3 protein-coding genes and 1 pseudogene are annotated in these 21,208 nt (G+C 69.6%); all 4 read right to left on the reverse strand.

What is annotated here, in order from left to right:
- The coding region (locus JOF55_RS24210; RefSeq protein WP_310279112.1) for a type I polyketide synthase at nucleotides 1-6,144 on the reverse strand (6,144 nt) is incomplete at its 3' end.
- A 67-nt stretch (nucleotides 6,145-6,211) separates the two neighbouring features.
- Complete coding sequence (locus JOF55_RS24215; RefSeq protein ID WP_310279114.1) at nucleotides 6,212-9,952, reverse strand: SDR family NAD(P)-dependent oxidoreductase; 3,741 nt, start codon at nucleotides 9,950-9,952, stop codon at nucleotides 6,212-6,214.
- Nucleotides 9,879-16,322: pseudogene (locus JOF55_RS24220) on the reverse strand (type I polyketide synthase); the annotation flags it as partial. The pseudogene JOF55_RS24220 and the gene JOF55_RS24215, both read right to left, overlap by 74 nt.
- A gap of 119 nt (nucleotides 16,323-16,441) precedes the next feature.
- A partial coding sequence (locus tag JOF55_RS24225) for a type I polyketide synthase (RefSeq protein ID WP_374727616.1) occupies nucleotides 16,442-21,208 on the reverse strand: 4,767 nt, incomplete at its 5' end.

Consider the following 21,208-nt stretch of genomic DNA (forward strand, 5'->3'; position numbering starts at 1 on the left):
GTCCGCGTGCCGGGAAAACGACTTGCAGCGGCCGTCGGGTGCCAAGCCCCCCTGTCGGCTGAACTCGACGAACATGTTCGGGGTGGACATCACCGTGACGCCCCCCGCGAGGGCGAGCTCGCACTCGCCGCGCCGCAGTGCCTGCATCGCCATGTGCATGGTCACCAGCGACGAACTGCACGCGGTGTCGAGGGAGACGGCAGGCCCTTGTAATCCAAGGGTGTAGGCGATGCGACCGGACAGCAGGCTGCCGCCGCCCGCGGCGCTGTTGTGCCCGTCGAAGTTCGCGAGGTCCTGTCCGAGGCGTCCGAAGTAGTCGTCGTACATCACGCCGATGTAGGCGCCGGTCAGGCTCCCCTCGAGGCGCGAGGCGGGAATGCGGCCCCGTTCGAGCGCTTCCCAGCACGTCTCGAGGAGAATGCGCTGTTGCGGGTCGAGTCGTTCGGCTTCGCGCGGGCTGATCCCGAAGAATTCCGGGTCGAACAGGCCCGCGTCATGAAGGAACCCGCCCTCCCCCGTCATCGAACGACCCGGGGCCTCCGGATCGGGGTCGTAGAGTCGTTCGGTGTTCCAGCCGGGCCGGTCGGGAAAACCCGTGATCGCGTCGCCGCCGTTCGTCAACAGCTGCCAGAGCGCCTCCGGCGAGTTCACGTCGCCCGGGTAGCGGCACGCCATCGACACGATCGCGATCGGTTCGTCCGTCGCGGCGGGCGCGGACGCTGCCGAGTCGGCGTCACCGATCTCCCGCGACGTTTCCGGACGCGTCGTAGTGGCGAGGTGATCGATGAGGTAGCGCGCGAGAGCCGTCGGCGACGGGTGGTCGAACAGCAGGCTCGCGGGCAGTGTTTCGCCGGCGAGCGCGGACAGACGATTCCGCGCCTCCACCGCCATCAGCGAGTCGAGACCGAGATCCTGCACCGGTTGCGCGTCGGGAACCGATGAACCGTGCGGCAGTCCCAGGACCGCCGCCACTTCCTCGCGTACCGCGTCGAGGACGATGCGCTCCCGTTGGGATTCGGGTGTCCGGGCGAACCGCTCCGCGAATCCCGAAGCGGGGGCGCTCGCGCTGGGCCGCACGGCTCCCTGGCGCGCCCCGAGCTCGACAACAAGAGTCCGGAGCACTGCAGGAACCGTCGTCGCCGAGGTCAGCCCGGCCCGGTCGAGGGACACCGGCGTGAGGGTTGCTTCCGGCCGCGCGAGCGCGTCGTCGAATAGACGCAGCCCGGTCTTCGGCTCGATGAACCGCAGCCACTCTCGCCGCAGCCGCCGCTGCAGCGCCTCGTCCATGTCGGCGGCCATCCCGGTCTCGGCCCACGGTCCCCACGCCAGACTCGTGGCCGCGAGCCCGAGGGCTTTTCGCCGCAGCGCCAACGCATCGAGCGCGGCGTTGGCAGCGGCGTAATGCCCCTGGGCACTACTCCCGAACGTTCCCGACGCCGATGAGAACAGCACGAACGCCGACAGGGGCATCGACTCGGTCAGCTCGTGCAGGTGCAACGCCGCGTCGACCTTCGCCTGCAGCACCGCATCCGTGCGCTCCGGTGTCAGGTCGCCGAGGAGACCGTCGTCGACGACACCGGCCGCGTGCACGACCGCACCGAGAGGCCGCGTGTCGGGAACCGAGGCCAGCGCCTCGTCCAGTTCGACTCGAACCGAGACATCGCAGCCGCGCACCATCACCGTCTCTGCGCCCTCCGCCTGGAGTTCACGCACGAGATCGTCGGCTCCGGACGCTTCCGTCCCGGACCGGGACAGCAGCAGCAGGTGACGCACCCCGTGGGTCGCGACGAGATGGTGGGCGATCATGCGACCGAGCCCACCGGTCCCACCGGTGACCAGCACGGTTGCGTCCGGGTCGATGGGGAAGCTGTCCGCGCTATCGTCCTCGTCCTCGACGGCGATGAGCCGGGGCACGAACAGTTCCTCCGCGCGAAGGACGAGCTGGCTCTCGTCGGCGGGCAGTGTCCGGAGTGTCCGGTCGAGAAGGTCGTCGGCGGTTTCGTCGACGTCGAGCAGAACGAGGGAGCGGTCCGGGTGCTCCGCCTGCAGGGTCCGCCCGATTCCCCACAAGGCGGCCGCTGCCGGGGAGGCCGCGCGATCGCCGTCGCCGACCGTGCAGGCGTTGCGGGTCACCCACAGCACGCGCGCGTCGCGGAGCGTGTCGGTGTCCAGCCAATGCTGGAGCCATGTCAGGGCGCGTTTCGTGGTCGCGTGCACCGCCTCCGCCGCCGCTTCCTGCCGGGGCCAGCGGACCACGAGCGTCGGAGGAGCGGGGGGCGCTGTGTCCATCCGAGACGTGCCCGCCAGCCCGGCGAAGTCGGGCTCACAAGTATCGACGAAGACAAGGGAGCTACCGTTCTGCCTCTCGGACGGTTCCGCCGAACGCGGCTCGAATGCCACGTGAAACAGATCCCGTTGCCGCTCCTGCCGGAGAAATCGCTCGCGAGGCGCTCGGTGCGCGGAGAATCCGTGGAGGTGAAATACCGTTTCTCCGGCAGCGTCACGGCCGACGAGGTCATCGGCCCGGGTCATCGACTCCTGGGTCCGAAGACCGCTGCTCGTGGCGCTTTGGATCGGGGCAGGGTTCCCGGTCCAGACGAGCCGTTCGATGAGGAACGGCAACTGTGGGGTGCCCTGTTCGAGCCGGTCCAGAAGGGACATCGCCACGCCGAAGGCGTTGTCGAGAAGTCCGGCGGGGATCGGGCTTCCGGGTGCGTCGATGTCCCTTGGCGCTTCGAAGATTCCGTGTCGTGCGTCGTCGGTGCCTTCGAAGGCGCGAAGCCAGCGCCAGCGTGAGCCCCAATCGATCTCGAGCGCGCTCAGCTCGTCGAGAACCTCGTTCATGCCCCGGCCTGCGACTTCCCTTGTCAGTGCTTCCGGCAACGGGGGAAGAGCGGGCGTTGTTCCCGGTTCGTCGGCTGGGGTGAGTCGGGCGCGTGCGTGGGTGGTCCACTGGTCGTGCTGCCTGCTGGCGAGGGTGGCGTGGAACGTCTCAGTGGCATCGGGGGCATCGCCTTCGGGGATGAGGTGTACCTGCACCGGCACGCTGCCATCGACCGAGTCGAACGTCAGCGCCTCCACGAACTGCACATCCTCCACCGCCACCGGCCGGTGCGGCCAGCGGCTCGCCGCGATGGCCAGCAGTATCGAGGCGTGGAAGGCTCCTGGCACCACCACACGCCCGAACACCCGATGGTCGGCCAAATACGACTGCGCACCAGGACCCACCCGCAACGCGTGCACACACCCACCATCAGGCAACACAAGCCGCTGCCCCGCCAAGGACCACCGACACGTCTCACCCAAGCCCTCACCAAACCCCGTGCCACTGTCAGTGACAGGCGTATCGAGCCAGTAGTGTTCGTGTTGGAAGGCGTAGGTGGGTAGTTGGGTGGGGCTCGCCTCGGTGGGTTCGTAGAAGGTGTGCCAGTCGGGTTGGTGTCCGGTGGTGTGTAGTGTTCCCAGTGCGGTGGTGAATGCCGCGGGCTCACCGGATTGGCCGGGTCGGCTGTGCAGGGTGGGGATGAATGTGGTCGGGTGTTGGTCGGGTACGCATTGTGTGGCTATGGTGCTGGCGGTGTTGTCCGGTCCGCATTCCACGAAGGTGCGGGCTCCGATGGCCACCGCCGAGTCGATTCCGTCCTGGAAGCGCACTGTTTTGCGGGTATGCCGGGCCCAGTAGTTCGGGGAGCTTAGTTCCGCAGTTGTCAACGGTTGGCCGGTGATGTTGCTGATCACCGGAATCTCCAGTTCGCTGAACCGGCATTTCGCTGCGGTCTGTTGGAGTTCCGGGAGTGCGGTGTCCATGTGTCCGCTGTGGAACGCGTGACTGACCGATAACCGCCGCGTCTTCCGTCCCTCTTGCTTGAACCGGGTGGCTACCTGATCGACAGCGTCCGCGTTCCCGGAGATCACGCATTGCGACGGCCCGTTGACTGCCGCCAGCCACACCCTTTCAGGCAACACCGCCCGGATTTCGTCTTCGCTGGCTTGTAGCGATGCCATTGCCCCATCGGTGCGGCACTGTTGCATCAATCGACCTCGGGCGGCGACCAACATTGCTGCGTCAGGGAGTGACAGCCCCCCCGACACATGTACCGCGGCCAGCTCCCCGATGGAATGGCCCACCAGCACATCCGGGCTGATTCCCAACCGCTGCAACCGGTGAAACAGTGCCACCTCAAGAGTGAACAATGCCGGTTGGGCGTATTCCGTCCGTGTCAGGTATTCGGCCGCTTCGGAAGACTCATCGGCCCACATCACCGATAACAGAGGTCGGGCCAAGTGCTCCTCGAAGGCCGCAGCGATCTTCTGCACATCAGCCCGAAAATCGGGATCTGCCGTAGCCAAACCACGGCCCATGCCCAGGCGTTGGCTGCCCTGCCCGGTGAACAGCATCCCCAGTGCACCCGGCGACGGCTCTCCTGCTGTCACGGTCACGTCCGGCGGGCGCGCACCCCGTTCAAGTGCACGCAGGCCGGAGATCGCCTGATCCCGCGAGGAAGCCATCACCGATGCCCGACAGTCAAAGGCCTTGCGCCGCGTCGCCAGGGTGAGCCCCACATCCACCAGCGAGACCCCCGAGTCCTCCGCCAGGTACGCCGCCAACCGCCCCGCATTCGCCCGCAACGCCGACTCACTACGACCGGACACAAGAATCGGCAGCACGCACCCAGCCAACCGAGGCCCCGAATTGGCCGCCTCAGCCTCGGGCGTTGCCTCCACCTCGGGTGTTTCCGACTCGGAAATCTCGACCTCGGGCGCTTCTTCGACGATCACGTGGGCGTTCGTGCCCGAGATGCCGAACGAGCTCACCCCAGCACGTCGAACGTGTTCGTGCCGATGGGGCCACGGCACCGTTTCGTCGAGGAGGCGAACATTGCCCGATGCCCAGTCGACGTGCGAGGTGGGCGCGTCGGCATACAACGATCGCGGCAGTTCCTCGTGCTGCAGCGCTTGCACCATCTTGATCACTCCGGCGACTCCCGCCGCCGCCTGCGGATGGCCAATGTTCGACTTGATCGAGCCCACGTACAACGGCGCCTGCTCGGAATGCGCCTTCCCGTAGGTCGACAGCAGCGCATGAGCCTCCATCGGATCCCCCAGCGAGGTGCCGGTGCCGTGCGCCTCGACGGCATCCACCTCCGATGGCTCGAGCCCACCCGCCGCCAACGCCGCGCCGATCACCCGCTCCTGGGCCGGCCCGTTCGGCGCCGTGAGCCCCTGGCTGCGGCCGTCCTGATTGACCGCGCTCGACCGCAACACCGCCAACACCTCACGGCTATTGGCCCGCGCGTCCGACAACCGCTCCAGAAGCAACACCCCACAGCCCTCGGACCACCCCACACCGTCCGCCGCATCGGAGAACGGCTTGCAGCGACCATCCGGGGCGATCCCACGCTGCCTGCTGAACTCGACGAATGCCGTCGGCGTTGCCATCACGGTCACCCCGCCCGCGAAGGCGAGATCGCACTCACCACGCCGCAACCCCTGCATCGCCAGGTGCAGCGCCACCAGCGACGAACTGCACGCCGTGTCCACCGACACCGCAGGCCCCTGCAGCCCCAGCGTGTAGGAAATGCGGCCGGACGCCGTGCTGGACATGCTGCCGGTGCCCAAGTGGCCGTCGAGAAGTTCGAGGTGCGCGGAGTGGTGGTTCAGGTAGTCGCTTCCCTGCGAACCGACGTAGACGCCGGTGAGGCTGCGGTCGAGCGATGACGGTGGCAGCCCCGCCCGTTCGATGGCCTCCCAGGACGTCTCCAGCAGCAACCGCTGCTGCGGATCAAGCCGCTCCGCCTCCCGCGGGCTGATCCCGAAAAACTCCGGATCGAACAACCCCGCGTCCTCGACGAAACCACCCTCGCGGGCATACGTCGTACCCACCGCATCCGGATCCGGATCATAAAGACCCTCGGCGTTCCACATCGGCCGATCCGGAAACGCACTGACAGCATCCCGGCCCTCCACCACCAGATCCCACAATCCCTCCGGCGAACGAACTCCCCCCGGATAACGACAAGCCATCGCCACCACCGCGATCGGAGCGTCGTTGCGCGCCTGCTCGCGTTCCAGCTTCGCGGTGGTCAGGTCGAGTGCCTTGCTCGCACGCTCCAGGTAGGACTTCAGTTCGTTTTCCGTCGGCATGACGACACCTTCCGACCGCGACAAGAGACGACGGCGCCACGCTCCGCGGCACCCTTGCGATACGAATTCATCCGAGATCTCTCAGCTTCGAGAACTGCGCATCGAGCCGACCGAACAGCTCGTCACCGGCATCTGCTGCGGTATCGGACGATCCCTCGTCGTTCGCCGCCGCACCGTCCTGGGTGTGGAACACCAGTCCGACGAGCTGCTTCATCAGCCCTTCCTGCTCGAGCCGCTCGGCGGGGATACGCTGGAGCACCTCGAGGGCTTCTCGTGCCTCCGCGAGCTCATCCCGCTTGGGGTGGACGAGTCCCAGGACGAACTCGGAGAGCGCACGGGCCGTCGGGTAATCGAACAGCAGACTCGGCGAGAGCTTCTGATCCACCAGTGCGGAGAGCCGCTTCTGGACTTCGACCGCCATCAGCGAATCCAGGCCGAGTTCCTGGAAGGGCCGGTCGACGGGGACCGCTTCGGCTCCGGCCATCCCCAACACCGCCGCCACCTCTTCGCACACCGCGTTGAGCGCCACCTCCGCGCGCTCCTCCGGCGCAGCGTCCCGCAACCGCGTGTGCAGAAGCGACTTGCCGTCGTGGTGTTCGGTCGAGGAGATCTCCGCGAGCGCGTGCCGGGCCTCTTCGACGCCGAGCAGTAGGGGCCGTGGGTGTGCGAAAGCGAAGCTCGGGGCGAAACGGAACCAGTCGACGTTCGCGACCGCGAGCGCGGCGCGATCGTCCCGCAGCGCGATCTCGAGACCACGGAGGGCGACCTCCGGAGCCATCGGTTCCACCCCGCGGCGACGAAGCTGCACCGCCACTTCGTCGCTCACCATGCCACCCCGGGCCCACGGGCCCCAGTGCATCACCGTGGCAGGCAGCCCCCCGCCTCGTCGACACCGCGCCAGTCCGTCCAGGAATGCATTCGCCGCCGCATAAGCACCCTGTTCACCGGAGCCCCAGAAACCCGCGATGCTGCCGTAGAGAACGAACGCCTCCAACGCGTCGGAGCCGACGAGTGCGTGGAGATTCGCGGCGCCGGTGACCTTCGACGCCATTTGGCGCTCGATGACCTCGGCGTCGAGCTCCGTGAGCGGGACCGACTCGGTCGTGCCCGCGGCGTGGAACACGGCGCGCACCGGCTCGTCGAGACTGCTCAACAGACGTTCGAGCTCGTCCCGCTCGGCCACATCGCAGCACGCGATGGTCACCCGTGCCCCGAGCTCTTCCAACTCCTGCCGCAACTCCCCGGCCCCCGGAGCCTGCTCACCACGCCGCGAGAGCAATACCAGATGCAAGCGACCACGACGACGCCCGGCCAGCCACCGTGCGGTATGCGCACCGAGACCACCGGTGCCACCCGTGATCAACACCGTCCCCGCGAAGGCGACGTCCTCTCCACCGTGCGACAGACGAGTGCGACCGAGGCGCCGAACCATGCGGCAGGCTCCGGTCGCCTCGTCCGGGCGCAGCGCGATCTGGTCCTCGTCGTCGTGGGCAGTCAGCACCGACGGAAGCTCCGCGAGCGCCTCCGGAGCAAGGTCCTCCGGCACGTCGACGAGCGCACCGAGACGGTCGGGACGTTCGAGACCGACGACACGGCCGAATCCCCAGACCAACGATTGGAGAGGATGATGCACCACCTCCTCATCGGTCGTCGAGACCGCACCGCGTGTCACGCACCAGAACCGGGTGGTGCTCGGCGTTCGTTCCAGCACCTCGACGAGACCGACGATGCGGGACAGTTCGGCAGCGAGCTCCGAGGGGGCGCACGAATCCTCGTGGGTGAACGCTCCCGCCAGGAGCACTCCCGCCCACCGTTCCGCCTCGATGCGTGCCACGGCCGGAGCCGGGTCGGTCGCCACCGCGGTGCGCTCGACGTCGACGCCCGCCGCTTCCAGGGCCCGCGCAGTCGCGTCGACCACGGGGTCGTCGCTTGCCGCGAGCAACAACCAGCGATCGCCGGAGGAACTCGAACTCCCGGTTGGCGGGGGTGCCGGCTCCCAGTGCTCGTCGTAGAGCCACTCGGACAGGGCGGCTTCTGCCTCGTGGCGCCGATACCAGGCGGCCATGTGCGGCACGAGTGAGGTCAGGTTGGACCGCAACTCTGCCGGGAGCGCGAGGAGATCGGCGACCTCATCGGTTTTCTCGGCGGTGACGGCGTTCCGGAGCGCATCGTCCGCGAACTCGTTACCGCGCGACGGCCCGTTGTTCAAAGTGGGTGCCGCGTCGATCCAGTAGTGCTGGTGTTGGAACGCATACGTCGGCAGTAGGACAGGATGGGCGTCCGTGCCGGTGTAGAAGGTGTGCCAGTCGGGTTGGTGTCCGGTGGTGTGCAGTGTGCCCAGTGCGGTGGCGAACGCCGCGGGCTCATCGGTCTTACCGGACTGGCCGGGTTGTCTGGTCTGGCTGTGCAGGGTGGGGACGAATGTCGCAGGCTGTTCGTCGGGCACGCATTGTGCGGCCATGGCGCTGGCGGTGTTGTCCGGCCCGCATTCCACGAAGGTGTCCGTCCCGGCGGCGAGTGCTGTTGCGATGCCGTCGTGGAACCGCACCGCTTCACGGGCATGCCGGGCCCAGTAGTGGGAAGAGGTGAGTTCCTCGGTGGTCAGGGGTTGGCCGGTGCGGTTGCTGATCACCGGGATGTTCGGTTCACCGAACTCGCACTCCGCGGCCACTCGTTCGAGTTCCGGGAGTGCGGTGTCCATGTGTCCGCTGTGGAACGCGTGACTGACCGACAACCGCCGCGTCTTCCGACCACGATCCTCGAACTCGGCGGCCACCTGGTGGACGGCCTGCGCGTCGCCGGAGACCACGCACTGCCCCGGCCCGTTGACCGCCGCCAACCACGCGCCCTCCGGCACCATCGCCCGAATCTCCTCTTCGGAGGCTTGCAGCGAGAGCATGATTCCGTCGGTGCGGCACTGCTGCATCGTCCGCCCCCGAGTGGCCACCAGTTTCGCCGCGTCCGCCAGCGGCACGGCCCCCGATGCGTACACCGCCGACAACTCACCAATCGAGTGGCCCACCAGCACACCGGGAGTGATCCCCAACCGTTGGAGCCGGTGGAACAGCGCCACTTCGAGGGTGAACAACGCCGGTTGGATGTACTCCGTCCGCGCCAGGTACTCAGCCGCTTCGGTGTCCGGCTCGGCCCACAGCACCGACAACAACGGCCGGTCCAGAAACCGGTCGAACGCCGACGCGATCTCCTCCAGATCGGCGCGAAAGACATCGTCCACGGCGGCCAGCTCGCGGCCCATGCCCAGGCGTTGGCTGCCCTGGCCGGTGAACAGCACCCCCACCGCGCCCGCAGAGGATCCCGCAGACACACGCACACCCGCAGAACGTGCACCCTGGCCGAGTGCGCGCAGGCCGGCCACCGCCGCCCCTCGCGAGGAGGCCACCACCGAGCCGCGATGCTCGAACGTTTTGCGCCGTGTCGCCAGAGTGCACCCCACATCCGCCAGCGACACACCCGACTCTTCCTCCAGGTACGCCGCCAACCGCTCCGCATTCGCCCGCAGCGCCGACTCACTACGACCGGAAACAAGAATCGGCACCGCACACTCAGCCAACTGAGACCTCGAATCGGCCGCCCCCACCTCGGGCGCTTCCGACTCGGAAGTTTCGACCTCGGGCGCTTCTTCGACGATCACGTGCGCGTTCGTACCCGAGATCCCGAACGAACTCACCCCCGCACGGCGCACGTCCGTCTCGTCCCACCAAGGCACCGCTTCGTCAAGAAGTCGCACCTGCCCCGAGGACCAGTCCACATGTGGGGTGGGCTGGTCGGCATACAACGAGCGTGGCAACTCTCCATGCTGGAGCGCGAGCACCATCTTCATCACCCCGGCGATCCCTGCCGCCGCGCGGGTGTCCCAGGTTCGACTTGATCGAGCCCACATGCAGCGGCATGTCTTCCGTATGTGCCCGGCCGTACGTCGCCTGTAGTGCGTTGGTCTCGATCGGGTCGCCGAGCGTGGTGCCGGTGCCGTGTGCCTCGACGGCATCCACCTCCGACGGCTCGAGCCCACCCGCCGCGAGAGCGGAACGAATGACGCGTTCCTGGGCCGGCCCGTTCGGCGCCGTGAGCCCCTGGCTGCGACCGTCCTGATTCACCGCGCTCGACCGCAGCACGGCGAGGATGTCGTGGTCGTTGGCCCGCGCGTCCGACAGTCGCTCCAGCAGCACCATCCCGCAGCCCTCGGACCAACCCACACCGTCCGCCGCGTCCGCAAACGGCTTGCACCGACCGTCCGGTGAGACCAGTCGTTCGCGGCTGAAGGCGACGAGCGGCACGGGGGTGGCCATCACCGTCACTCCGCCCGCGAAGGCGAGATCGCACTCACCACGCCGCAGGGCCTCCATCGCCTGATGGATACTCACCAGCGAGGAACTGCACGCCGTGTCCACCGACACCGCAGGTCCCTGCAGCCCCAGCGTGTAGGAAATGCGGCCGGACGCCGTGCTGTTCGCGACACCGGTCGCCACGTGACCGTCGAGTTGATCGAGCTCGCCGGACTGGATGATGTAGCCACTCGACTGAATGCCGAGATAGACCCCGGTGAGGCTGCGGTCGAGCGACGACGGTGGCAGCCCCGCCCGTTCGATGGCCTCCCAGGACGTCTCCAGCAACAACCGCTGCTGCGGATCAAGCCGCTCCGCCTCCCGCGGACTGATCCCGAAAAACTCCGGATCGAACAACCCCGCATCACGGAGGAAGCCGCCCTGGTTCGTGCTTGATCGACCGGCGGCATCCGGATCCGGGTCGTAGAGCCGCTCGATTTCCCAACCGGGACGATCCGGGAAGCCGGCGATCGCATCACGCCCCTCCGCGAGGAGCCGCCACAGCGCCTCCGGCGTGTCCACCCCGCCCGGGTAGCGCCCCGCCATCGACACGATCGCAATCGGTTCGTCCGGCGCGCGCCGTGCGGCCACGACATCGACCCGCGCCGTCCCCGACGCGGTGTCGCGCATCGTGGTCGCGAGGAACCGTGTGAGTTCCCTCGGAGTGGGGTGGTCGAACAACAGACTTGCCGGAAGCTTCTCGCCAACGAGAGCCGCAAGACGATTGCGGGATTCCACGGCCATCAGCGAGTCGAGGCCGAGATCGCGGACCGGTCCGTCGACCGGGACAGCCGCCGCTTCCGGCAGACCCAGGACCGTGGCGAGTTCGCCGCGCACCATCTCGACCAACACTGCCTCGCGCTCGGACTCGGAAAGGCCGGCGAGGCGCTCGGCGAGCTGCGACCCCTTGACCGTCCCCGCGGCTCGCCGGAAGCGGCGGCGCACGAGACCCCGCAGGAGCGCGGGGAGTGCGCCTTCCTTCGCCCGGTGTTCGAGCCGACTGCGGTCGAACGGGATCGGGGCGAGGAGCGCTTCGGGCCGTCCGAGGGCTTCGTCGAGAAGTCGCATGCCGAGCTCGGGGTCGATCGGGAGGCCACCCATCTGCCCCAGCCGGTGCTGGAGCAGATCGTCGAGGCTGGTCGCGAGGCCCACCTCGGTCCACACGCCCCAGGCGAGACTTACCGCGGGCAAGCCCATGCGTCGCCGCCGCGCCGCGAGCGAGTCGAGGGCCGCGTTCGCCGCGGCGTAGTTGGCCTGTCCCGCACTGCCGAGGGTTCCTGCGGCGGACGAGAACACGACGAAAGCCGACAACGGCAGATCCGCCGTGAGCTCGTGCAGATGGAACGCCGCGTCGATCTTGGGGCGCAGCACCGTGTCGACTCGCTCCGGCGTGAGATCCGTGAGGAGCCCGTCGTCGAGGACCGCCGCGGTGTGGAACACAGCCGTCAGCGGACGCTCCGCAGGCACGGAATCAAGGACGGCCGCGAGCGCTGTCCGGTCGGACACGTCGCAGGCGTGCACCGTCACCGTGGCCGCGCCCGCCGCTTCCAGCTCCGCCACGAGCTCGGCGGCCCCACTCGCCGCGGGCCCGGACCGCGACACCAGAGCGAGGTGCCGAATCCCGTGCTCGGCGATGAGGTGGTGCGCGAGGACGCGAGCAAGGCCGCCCGTACCGCCGGTGATGAGCACGGTCCCGTGGGTGTTCCAGGTGGGCGCCGCCGGCTCTTCCGCGCGATCCACGGGCAGCAGCCGGAGCGCGGCGAGTATTCCGCCGCGCAGGACGAGCTGAGGCTCGTCGTGCGGGAGCCGAGCCACGAGGTCGTCGATCGCATCCGGAGGTCCGTCGGTTTCCGTCTCCGTGTCCACCAGAACGAGTGGCCGATCCGGATGTTCCTCCTGGAACGCGCGCCCGATCCCCCAGAGCGCCCCCATGGCGGGAGACGGCAAGGCTTCCGCCGAGCCGCCCTCGGTGGCCCGGCGCGTGAGCCAGACGACTCGGGTATCGCCGAGATCGTCCTCGGCCAGCCATCCTTTCAGCCAGGCGAGGGCGCGGTGGGTCAGGTCGCGGACGGCGGCGGGTGTCGCGTCCGTGTCGGGCCAACGGACGACCAGGGCGGACGCCCCCTCCTCCCGCACGCGATCCGCGAGCGCGGCGAAGTCGGGCGCGGCAACGTCGACCTCCAGGTAGCCGGTCGCCGGTCCCGTCGGCGTGTCCGCCACGGCGTCAGGGATGGGATCGCCGACGACGTGATAGAGCGACGACGGCGCCGTTGCCGCGGCCGAGTCCGCCACCTCCCGGATCCGCGCCTCCGTGACCGCCTCGGTGGCCACCGCGCCGATCGTCGCGACCGGATCGCCCGCGGGGTCGAAGAGCGCGAGGCGAACCCGTCCCTCGGCTGCTCGCGTCACCCGCGCTCGGATCGTCGTCGCCCCGACCGCGTGGAGCATCGCGTCCGTGACCGTGCACGGCAGGTGCACCGTATCGTCCTCGTCGGAGCGGGGAAGGATTCGCGTCGCGGCTGCGAGCGCCGCCTCGACGAGCGCCGGGTGCGCCCCGAACGACTCGGCCTCGTCCTGAACCTCCTCCGGCAGCGACGCCTCGACGACGACCTCGTCGTCGGTGATCCAGCCCCGCGTGACCGTCCGAAAGGTCGGCCCGTACGCGTGTCCGTCGTCGTCGAGCGACGCGTAGAGCCCGTCGACGTCGAGGGGAGTGGCCCCCGGCGGCGGCCCGCCGCCGGGGGTGACGGGCGCCTCGGTCGTTCGTTCGGCGAGCTTTCCGGTCGCGTTCCGCACCCACGGCCCGTCGGCGAGGCGACTGTGCAGCGTGAAGCGTCGGTGGCCGCCCCGCTCGGGTTCGAGTACCAGCTGCAACCGCCGCGCACCGGCGTCGAGCGGGATCGGTGCCTCGATCGAGGCGTCGGCGACCCGTTCGAGACCGACCTGGTCCGCCGCGTGCAGCACGAGGTCGACGAACGTCGCGGCAGGCAGGAGTGCGGTGTCGAAGACGTGATGCTCCGCGTGCCACGGGCGAGCGAGCGCTGCGGTGCTGCCCGTGAAGACGACGGTGTCGTCCGAGAGGTCCGTACGGCCTGCGAGGAGCGGGTGCTCTCCGGCATCGAGGCCGAAGGCCGACGCGTCCCCGTGACCCGCGTCGGCAAGCTCCAGCCAGTAGTGCTGCCGCTGGAACGCATAGGTCGGCAGGTCGACCGGCCGCGCGCCGGTGCTCGTGTAGACGGTGGCCCAGTCGATTGGCCGCCCGTGCGCGAAGAGTTCCGCGGCGGCGTGGCGCAGGCGGGAGGCACTGTCCTCGTCCCGGTGCAGCGACCCGACGACTGCATCGTGCCCCGCGGCGCGAAGCGTTGCGACAAGCAGCGGATGGGCACCGAGCTCGACGAACGCCGTTTCCTCTCCAGGCGCGAGCGCGTCGAGTGCCCGGTCGAGGCGCACCGGCCTGCGGAGGTTGTCGACCCAGTAGTCCGCGTCGAGGACGTGTCCGTCAACGGCATCGCCCCGCACCGTTGAATAGATCGCGATGTGGCCGGCACGGGGGGTCAGCCCGCCGAGTTCGGCGCGAATCCCGTCCAGAATCGGGTCCACCTGCGATGAGTGCGAGGCGTAGTCGACCGCGATCCGGCGGCAGTGGATGCCCTCCGCTTCGAGCTCGGTCAGGAAGCTCTCGAGCGCGGCGGAATCACCTGCCACGACCGTCGACTCGGCGGTGTTGACGACCGCGACCGACAGGTCATCGCCACGCGCGGCGAGCCGCCGTTCGACCTCGTCGACCGGCAGCCCCACACTGCCCATCCCGCCTTCTCCGTCGAGACCGGCGATGAGCCGACTGCGTACGCCGACGACCCGTGCACCGTCGGCGAGACTCAACGCGCCTGCGGCCACCGCGGCGGCCACCTCGCCCTGGCTGTGGCCGACGACGCCGTCCGGTACGACACCCCATAGCGCCCACACCCGTGCGAGCGCCACCGCCACCGCGAAGAGGACCGGCTGAACCACCGCCACCTTCCGCAGCGCCTCCTGCTGAGCGTCATCGTCCTGCTCGAGCACCGCGAGCACGGAGAAACCGACATGCGGTCGCAACGCCTCGTCACACTCGACGAGCGCGGCCCGGAAGGTCTCGTCCCCGAGAAGCGAACGGCACATGCCGGGGTACTGGCTGCCCTGCCCCGGGAACAGGAAGATCGTCCGCTCGCGGTGGGCGGTCGCCCGCACCGCGCCGGAAGGCAGCGACCCTTCGGCGACGGAGCGGAGTGCCGGGACCGCGTTGCCCCGATCCCGAGCCGGAAGGCAGAGCCGTTCGGTCGACGGCGTGCGGGTCATGACCGTGCTGTAGGCAATGTCGCGAAGCACCGGAGCCTCGTCGCGGGCCGGTCCGCCCGACTCCATGGGGTCCGGCTCCATGAGGTCGGCGAGCCGTGCCGCGTTCGCCCGAAGCGCCGCTTCGGTGTGCCCGCTGAGCACGATCGGGAACGGCGAGGCAGCCGATCGGGGCTCGGCGCCGCCGTCGTGCTCGACCTGCTCGGCAGGTGGTGCCTCTTCGAGGATGACGTGGGCGTTCGTCCCCGAGATGCCGAACGAGCTCACCGCGGCCCTACGGACGTGTCCTTCTCGGCGCGGCCACGGCACCGAACTCTCGAGGAGCCGGACGTGTCCCGCCGACCAGTCAACGTGCGGAGTCGGTGACTCGGTGTACAGGGAGCGGGGAAGCTCCTCGTGCCGCAGCGCCTGCACCATTTTGATCAAACCGGCGGCACCGGCAGCCGCCTGCGGATGTCCCAGGTTCGACTTGATCGATCCGACCCAGAGTGGCCGCTCTGCGGTGTGCGCCTGACCGTAGGTCGCCTGCAGCGCGTTGGCCTCGATCGGGTCGCCGAGGGGGGTTCCGGTGCCGTGCGCCTCCACCACGTCGACGTCGGCGGCGCCGAGGTCGGCCGCCGTGAGCGCGGCACGAATGACGCGCTCCTGTGACGGCCCGTTGGGCGCCGTCAGCCCCTGGCTGCGACCGTCCTGATTGACCGCGCCCGACCGCAGTACCGCAAGGACCTCGTGTCCGTTCGCCCGCGCGTCGGACAGCCGCTCGAGGAGCAGCATGCCGCACCCCTCGGACCAGCCCGCCCCGTCGGCCTGTTCCGAGAACGGTTTGCAGCGTCCGTCCGGCGCCAACCCGCGTTGCCTGCTGAACTCGACGAACGCGAATGGGGTCGCCATCACCGCGACACCACCGGCGAGAGCGAGGTCGCATTCCCCCTTCCTGAGTGCTTCCATCGCCATGTGGACCGTCACCAGTGACGAGCTGCAGGCCGTGTCGACGGAGATCGCAGGCCCCTGCAGGCCGAGCGTGTACGAGACGCGGCCGGACAGGATGCTGTGCCCCCCTGCGGTGCCGTTGTGCCCGTCGAAGTTCGCCAGGTCACGCCCGAGCCGGGCGAAGTAGTCGTCGTACATCGCGCCGACGTAGACGCCGGTGAGACTGCCCTGCAGCGACGCGACCGGCACGCGCGCCCGCTCGAGTAGCTCCCAGCAGGTCTCCAGCAGGATCCGCTGTTGCGGGTCCATCCGCTCCGCCTCCTTCGGGCTGATCCCGAAGAACGCCGGATCGAACAGGTCGACGTCGTCGAGGAAGCCGCCCTCCTTGGTGAGCGAGCGCCCCGGGGCGTCCGGGTCCGGATCGTAGAGGCTGTCGATGCTCCACCCCGGTCGGCTCTCCGGAAACGCCCCGACCGCGTCGTCTCCCTCCGCGACGAGCTGCCACAGTGCCTCCGGCGTGTCCGCTCCACCCGGGTAGCGCCCGGCCATCGACACGACGGCGATGGGCTCGTTGGCCCGCGATCTGAGCTCGCCGAGTTTCTGGTTGGCCTGCTGCAGCGCCGCGACCGCGCGCCGCGCCCTTTCTTGCGGATCCGTCACTGACGACATCGGCTTTTCGTCCTTCGGCGCGCTCATTCGAGCTTCCTGATCTCTTGGTCGAGGAGGTCGTCGAGGTCTTCGTCGGCCACACCATCCAGAGCACGACCTGCCTCCTGGTTCCCCTCTCGCTGCGCCCGCAGCCGCGTGGCGAGATCGAGGAGCCGTTCCACCGCGCTGTCCTCGTCGAGGGCGGCGAGTGGTGTCCGCTCGAGCAGCTCGACCGCCTCGGCGATCGGTGAGGGGGCAGCCTGCGGCGTCCCGACGAGCGAGGTGAGATAGCCGGCGAGCGCGCGCGGCACCGGCCGGTCGAACAGCAGGGTGGCAGGCAGGCGCTCGCCGACCAAACCCGACAACCGGTTTCGCAGCTCGACCGCCATGAGTGAGTCGAGTCCGAGCTCCTGGATGGGCCGGTCGACGGCGACGGACGCGGGTTCGGAAAGCCCGAGTACCGCAGCGAGCTCCCAGCGCACCGCGTCGAGCACCGCCTTCTCACGCTCGGCTTCGGGGAGAGGCCCGAGCCGCTCGAGGAGCCGCGAACGCTCCGCTGCCATCGCCGAGGCACGACGTGCGGGGGGTCGCACGAGTCCGCGAAGCATCGGCGCCGGCGCGCTCTGCTCCGTGTTCGCGGCCCGCTGCAGCGCTGCACGGTCCAGCCGCACCGGAGCGAGGTATGCGTCGTGCCTGGCGAGCGCTTCGTCCAGCAGCGCCACTCCGGTCTCCGGGTCGAGGGGGACGAACCCGGAGCGCCGGATCCGGCGCTGGAACGTCTCGTCCATGACCGCAACGAGGCCCACCTCGGCCCAGCTGCCCCAGGCGAGGCTGGTCGCGGGGAGACCGCGATGCCTGCGCAGCGCAGCGAGGGCGTCGATGGCGGCATTCGCGGCCGCGTAGTTGGCCTGTGCGGCGCCGCCGAGGGTGCCTGCCATCGACGAGAACAGCATGAACGCACGCAGGTCCATGCCTTCGGTCAGTTCGTGCAGGTGCACCGCCGCGTCGACCTTCGGCCGGAGGACCGCGTCGACCCGCGCCTGCGTCAGGTCGGGGAGGAGACCGTCGTCCAGGACGGTGGCCGTGTGCACCACCGCGGTCAGTGGATGTGCCTTGTCGATCGACGCGAGGGCCGCCTCCAGCTGCCCGCGATCGGAGACGTCGCAGGAGACAGCGGTGACTTTCTCGGCGCCGAGCGCTTCGAGTTCCTCGACGAGCGCCGAGGCGCCCGGCGAGTTCGGACCCGAACGCGACAGCAGGAGCAGGTGCCGAGCACCGTGGCGGGTGACGAGATGCCTGCTCGTCACCCGCGCCAACCCGCCGGTGCCGCCCGTGACGAGCACCGTGCCGTCAGGGTGCAGGGCGGGGACGAGCGCGTCCCCGTCGTCGACATCCGGTTCCCTCGGCTCGACCGGAGCGAGCCTCGGCATCGCGAGTTCTCCGTCTCGGAGGAGGAACTCGGTCTCGCCGTCCGGTAGGCGGCCGAGCAGGGCCGACAGAGCCTCGTCGCTCGGCATCTCGTCGACGTCGAGGTGCACGAGGAGGCGTTCGGGGTGCTCCTCCCGGAACGTCCGTCCGAGACCCCAGAGGGTCGCCGCGCCCGGATCTGCGGATTCGTCCCCGTCGCGAGCGACCGCACGGCGCGTGATCCAGACGACCCTTGCTTCCGCAAGCACCTCGGCCGCGAGCCAGTGCTGCAGCCAGGCAAGACCACGATGCGCCGCCTCGCGGATGTCATCGGCGCTCGCCTCTTCTCCGGGGTTCGGCACGGAATCCCACCGGGCGACGAGCGTGGGCCGAGCCGCTTCCGTGTCCGTGTCCTCGACGACACGATCCAGATCCGGTTCGCGCGGATCGACGTCGACGAACGCGATGGGACCGCCGAATCCTTCGGCCAGTACCTGCGGCGCGGTCATCCGGTACAGATGGGTTGCCTGGCCGCGGAGAGAGCGCCGGATTCCCGTCGCGCTCGTCGGCTGCCCGGAGACGGCGCCCACGGACGCGACCGGCGCTCCAGCGGGATCGAAGAGCGCGAGAGTCACCTCGCTCGTGCCGTCGTCGGCCCCGGTCACCGGGGCGATGCGGGCCCGGAGCGCGGTCGCCCCAACCGCGTGCAGCCGCACGTCCCGCCATGCGAACGGGAGGGATACGCCGCCGCCGTCACGTGCGGGTTCGGCAACCGCGTGCAGCGCCGCGTCGAACAGCACAGGGTGCATACCGAAGGCGTCGGCCTCCGCACTCACCTCGTCCGGCAGGTCCACATCCGCGAAGAGCACGCCGTCTCGTTTCCACAGCCTGCGCAAGCCACGGAAATTCGGCCCGTAGGACAGGCCGCGTCCCTCGAGACGCTCGTAGAGTGCCTCGACGTCGACCGGCTCGGCGCCGGCAGGCGGCCACGATTCGAGCCTGTCGGGCTGCTGCTCCGCGGGCCCCAGCACACCGGACGCGTGCTGAACCCACGGCTCGTCCGGGGCCGCCTCGATGGTCGGCCCCTTACCCCTGCTCCGGAGAACGTAGGAACGGGTCCCGCCGTCCTCGGGTGCGCCGACAGCGAGCTGGATCCGCCGAGGTCGTCCGGCCTCGAGAGCGAGCGGTGCCTCGAGGACGGTGTCGACGACGCCATCAAGGTCGACGCGCCGCGCCGCGTGCAGCGCCATGTCCACGATCGCGACACCGGGGACCAGCGTCGTGTCGAAGACGCGGTGCTCGGTGAGCCAGGAGTGCGTCTCGACGTCGATGCTTCCGGTGAAGACCACGCTTCCATCGGGGAGATCCGTCCGCCCCCCGAGGAACGGGTGCTCACCCGCGTCGAGACCGAATGCGGCGGCGTCACCGCGTCCCGTCGCCGCGAGCCGAAGCCAGTAGTGCTGCCGCTGGAAGGCATAGGTGGGTAGCGCGACCGATCGCGCCCCCGTGCCGTCGAAGACCGCCCCCCAATCGACGGTGAGGCCGTGGGCGAATGTTTCGGCAACCGCACGGCGGAAGCGTGCCGCCGCGTCGCCGTCCCGGTGGAGCGAGCCGACCACCGCGTCGTGTCCTGCGCTCCGCAGCGGCGCGACCAGCAGAGGATGCGCGCTCAGCTCGACGAAGGCCGTCTCCGCGCCGGACGTCACCGATTCGAGGGCCAGGTCGAGCCGTACCGGCCGACGCAGGTTGTCGGCCCAGTAATCGGCATCGAGTTCGGGGCCGTCGAGCGGTCGGCCGAGCACCGTCGAGTAGAGCGGAAAGCGGGCCCTCCGCGGTGAGACCGCCGCGAGCTCGTGCCTGATGGCGGGGAGTATCGGATCGACCTGCGGCGAGTGGGAGGCGTAGTCGACCGCGATCCTGCGGCAGTACACCCCTTCTGCTTCGAGCTCGGCGAGGAACGCCTCCAGCTCTTCCCGATCTCCTGCGACCACCGTGGACTCCGCGGTGTTCACGACCGCGACCGAGAGCGCGCCGCCCCGGTCGCGAAGCCGTCGCTGAATCTCCTCGACCGGGAGACCGACGCTGCCCATGCCGCTGTCGCCGGCCAAACCGTCGACGAGCCGGCTACGGACGTGGACTATGCGGGCGCCGTCCTCGAGGCTGAGGGCCCCGGCCACGACAGCGGCCGCCACCTCCCCCTGGCTGTGTCCGATGACTCCGGCGGGTTCGATTCCGACGTGTTCCCAGAGTCGACCGAGCGCGACCGCCACGGCGAACAGCAACGGCTGGACCACTGTCACCCGGGTCATCGCCTCGCGTTGCGACTCGTCGTCGGCCTCGAGGAGCTCGAGCACGGAGAACCCGGTGTGCGGGCGAAGTGCGTCGTCACAGCCGGCTAGCGCCGCCCGGAACGTCGGGTCGTCGAGCAGTGCTCGGCACATCCCCGGGTACTGGCTGCCTTGCCCGGGGAACACGAAGATCGCCTGCGTGCTGGTGGCGGTCACTCGCACGGCGCCCGACGGGAGCGTGCCATCGGCCACGGCGCGCAGCGCCTCGATCGCCTCCTCGTTGCCCGACACCGGGACGACCGCACGATGCAGGAAGGCATCGCGCGTGCGCACCAGGCTGGCGGCGACGTCGAGTGCGACAGCGGTCTCCTGGGAGGTGTCGATGTGGGCGGCGAGCCGCGCCGCGTTCGCCCGAAGTGCCTCGTCACTGTGCCCGGTCACGACGAACGGGACCGGGGCGAGCGAGGCGCTCTCGCCCGCACGCGAGCGGGAGGAGGGAACGGTGTCGAGGCCGGTGCCGTCCTCCGGTGCCTCCTCCACGATCACGTGGGCGTTCGTCCCGGAGATCCCGAAGGAACTCACACCGGCGCGGCGGACGTGCCCGGACCGTCGCGGCCAGGACATCGGCTCCGAGAGAAGCAGCATGTGGCCCGCGGTCCAGTCGACGTGTTCGGTCGGCTCGTCGGCGTGCAGGGTCCGAGGCAGCTGCTCGTGCTGGAGCGCCGAGACCATCTTGATCACACCGGCGACGCCGGCCGCAGCCTGCGTGTGACCGAGGTTGGACTTGACCGATCCCAGGGCAAAGAGCGCCTCGTCCGTGCGCGCCCGGCCGTACGTCGCGGCGAGCGCGTTCGCCTCGATCGGGTCGCCGAGCGTCGTGCCGGTCCCGTGCGCCTCCACCGCGTCGATGTCGGATGGAGCCAGGTCGCCGGCGGCGAGGGCCGCGCGGATCACCCGCTGCTGCGAGGGTCCGTTCGGTGCGGTGAGTCCCTGGCTGCGGCCGTCCTGGTTGATCGCGCCCGACCGGAGCACCGCCAGCACGTCGTGCCCGTTCTTCCGCGCGTCGGACAGCCGTTCGAGCAACAGGATGCCGCACCCTTCTGACCACGCGACCCC

Source organism: Haloactinomyces albus (assembly GCF_031458135.1).
Taxonomy (GTDB): domain Bacteria; phylum Actinomycetota; class Actinomycetes; order Mycobacteriales; family Pseudonocardiaceae; genus Haloactinomyces; species Haloactinomyces albus.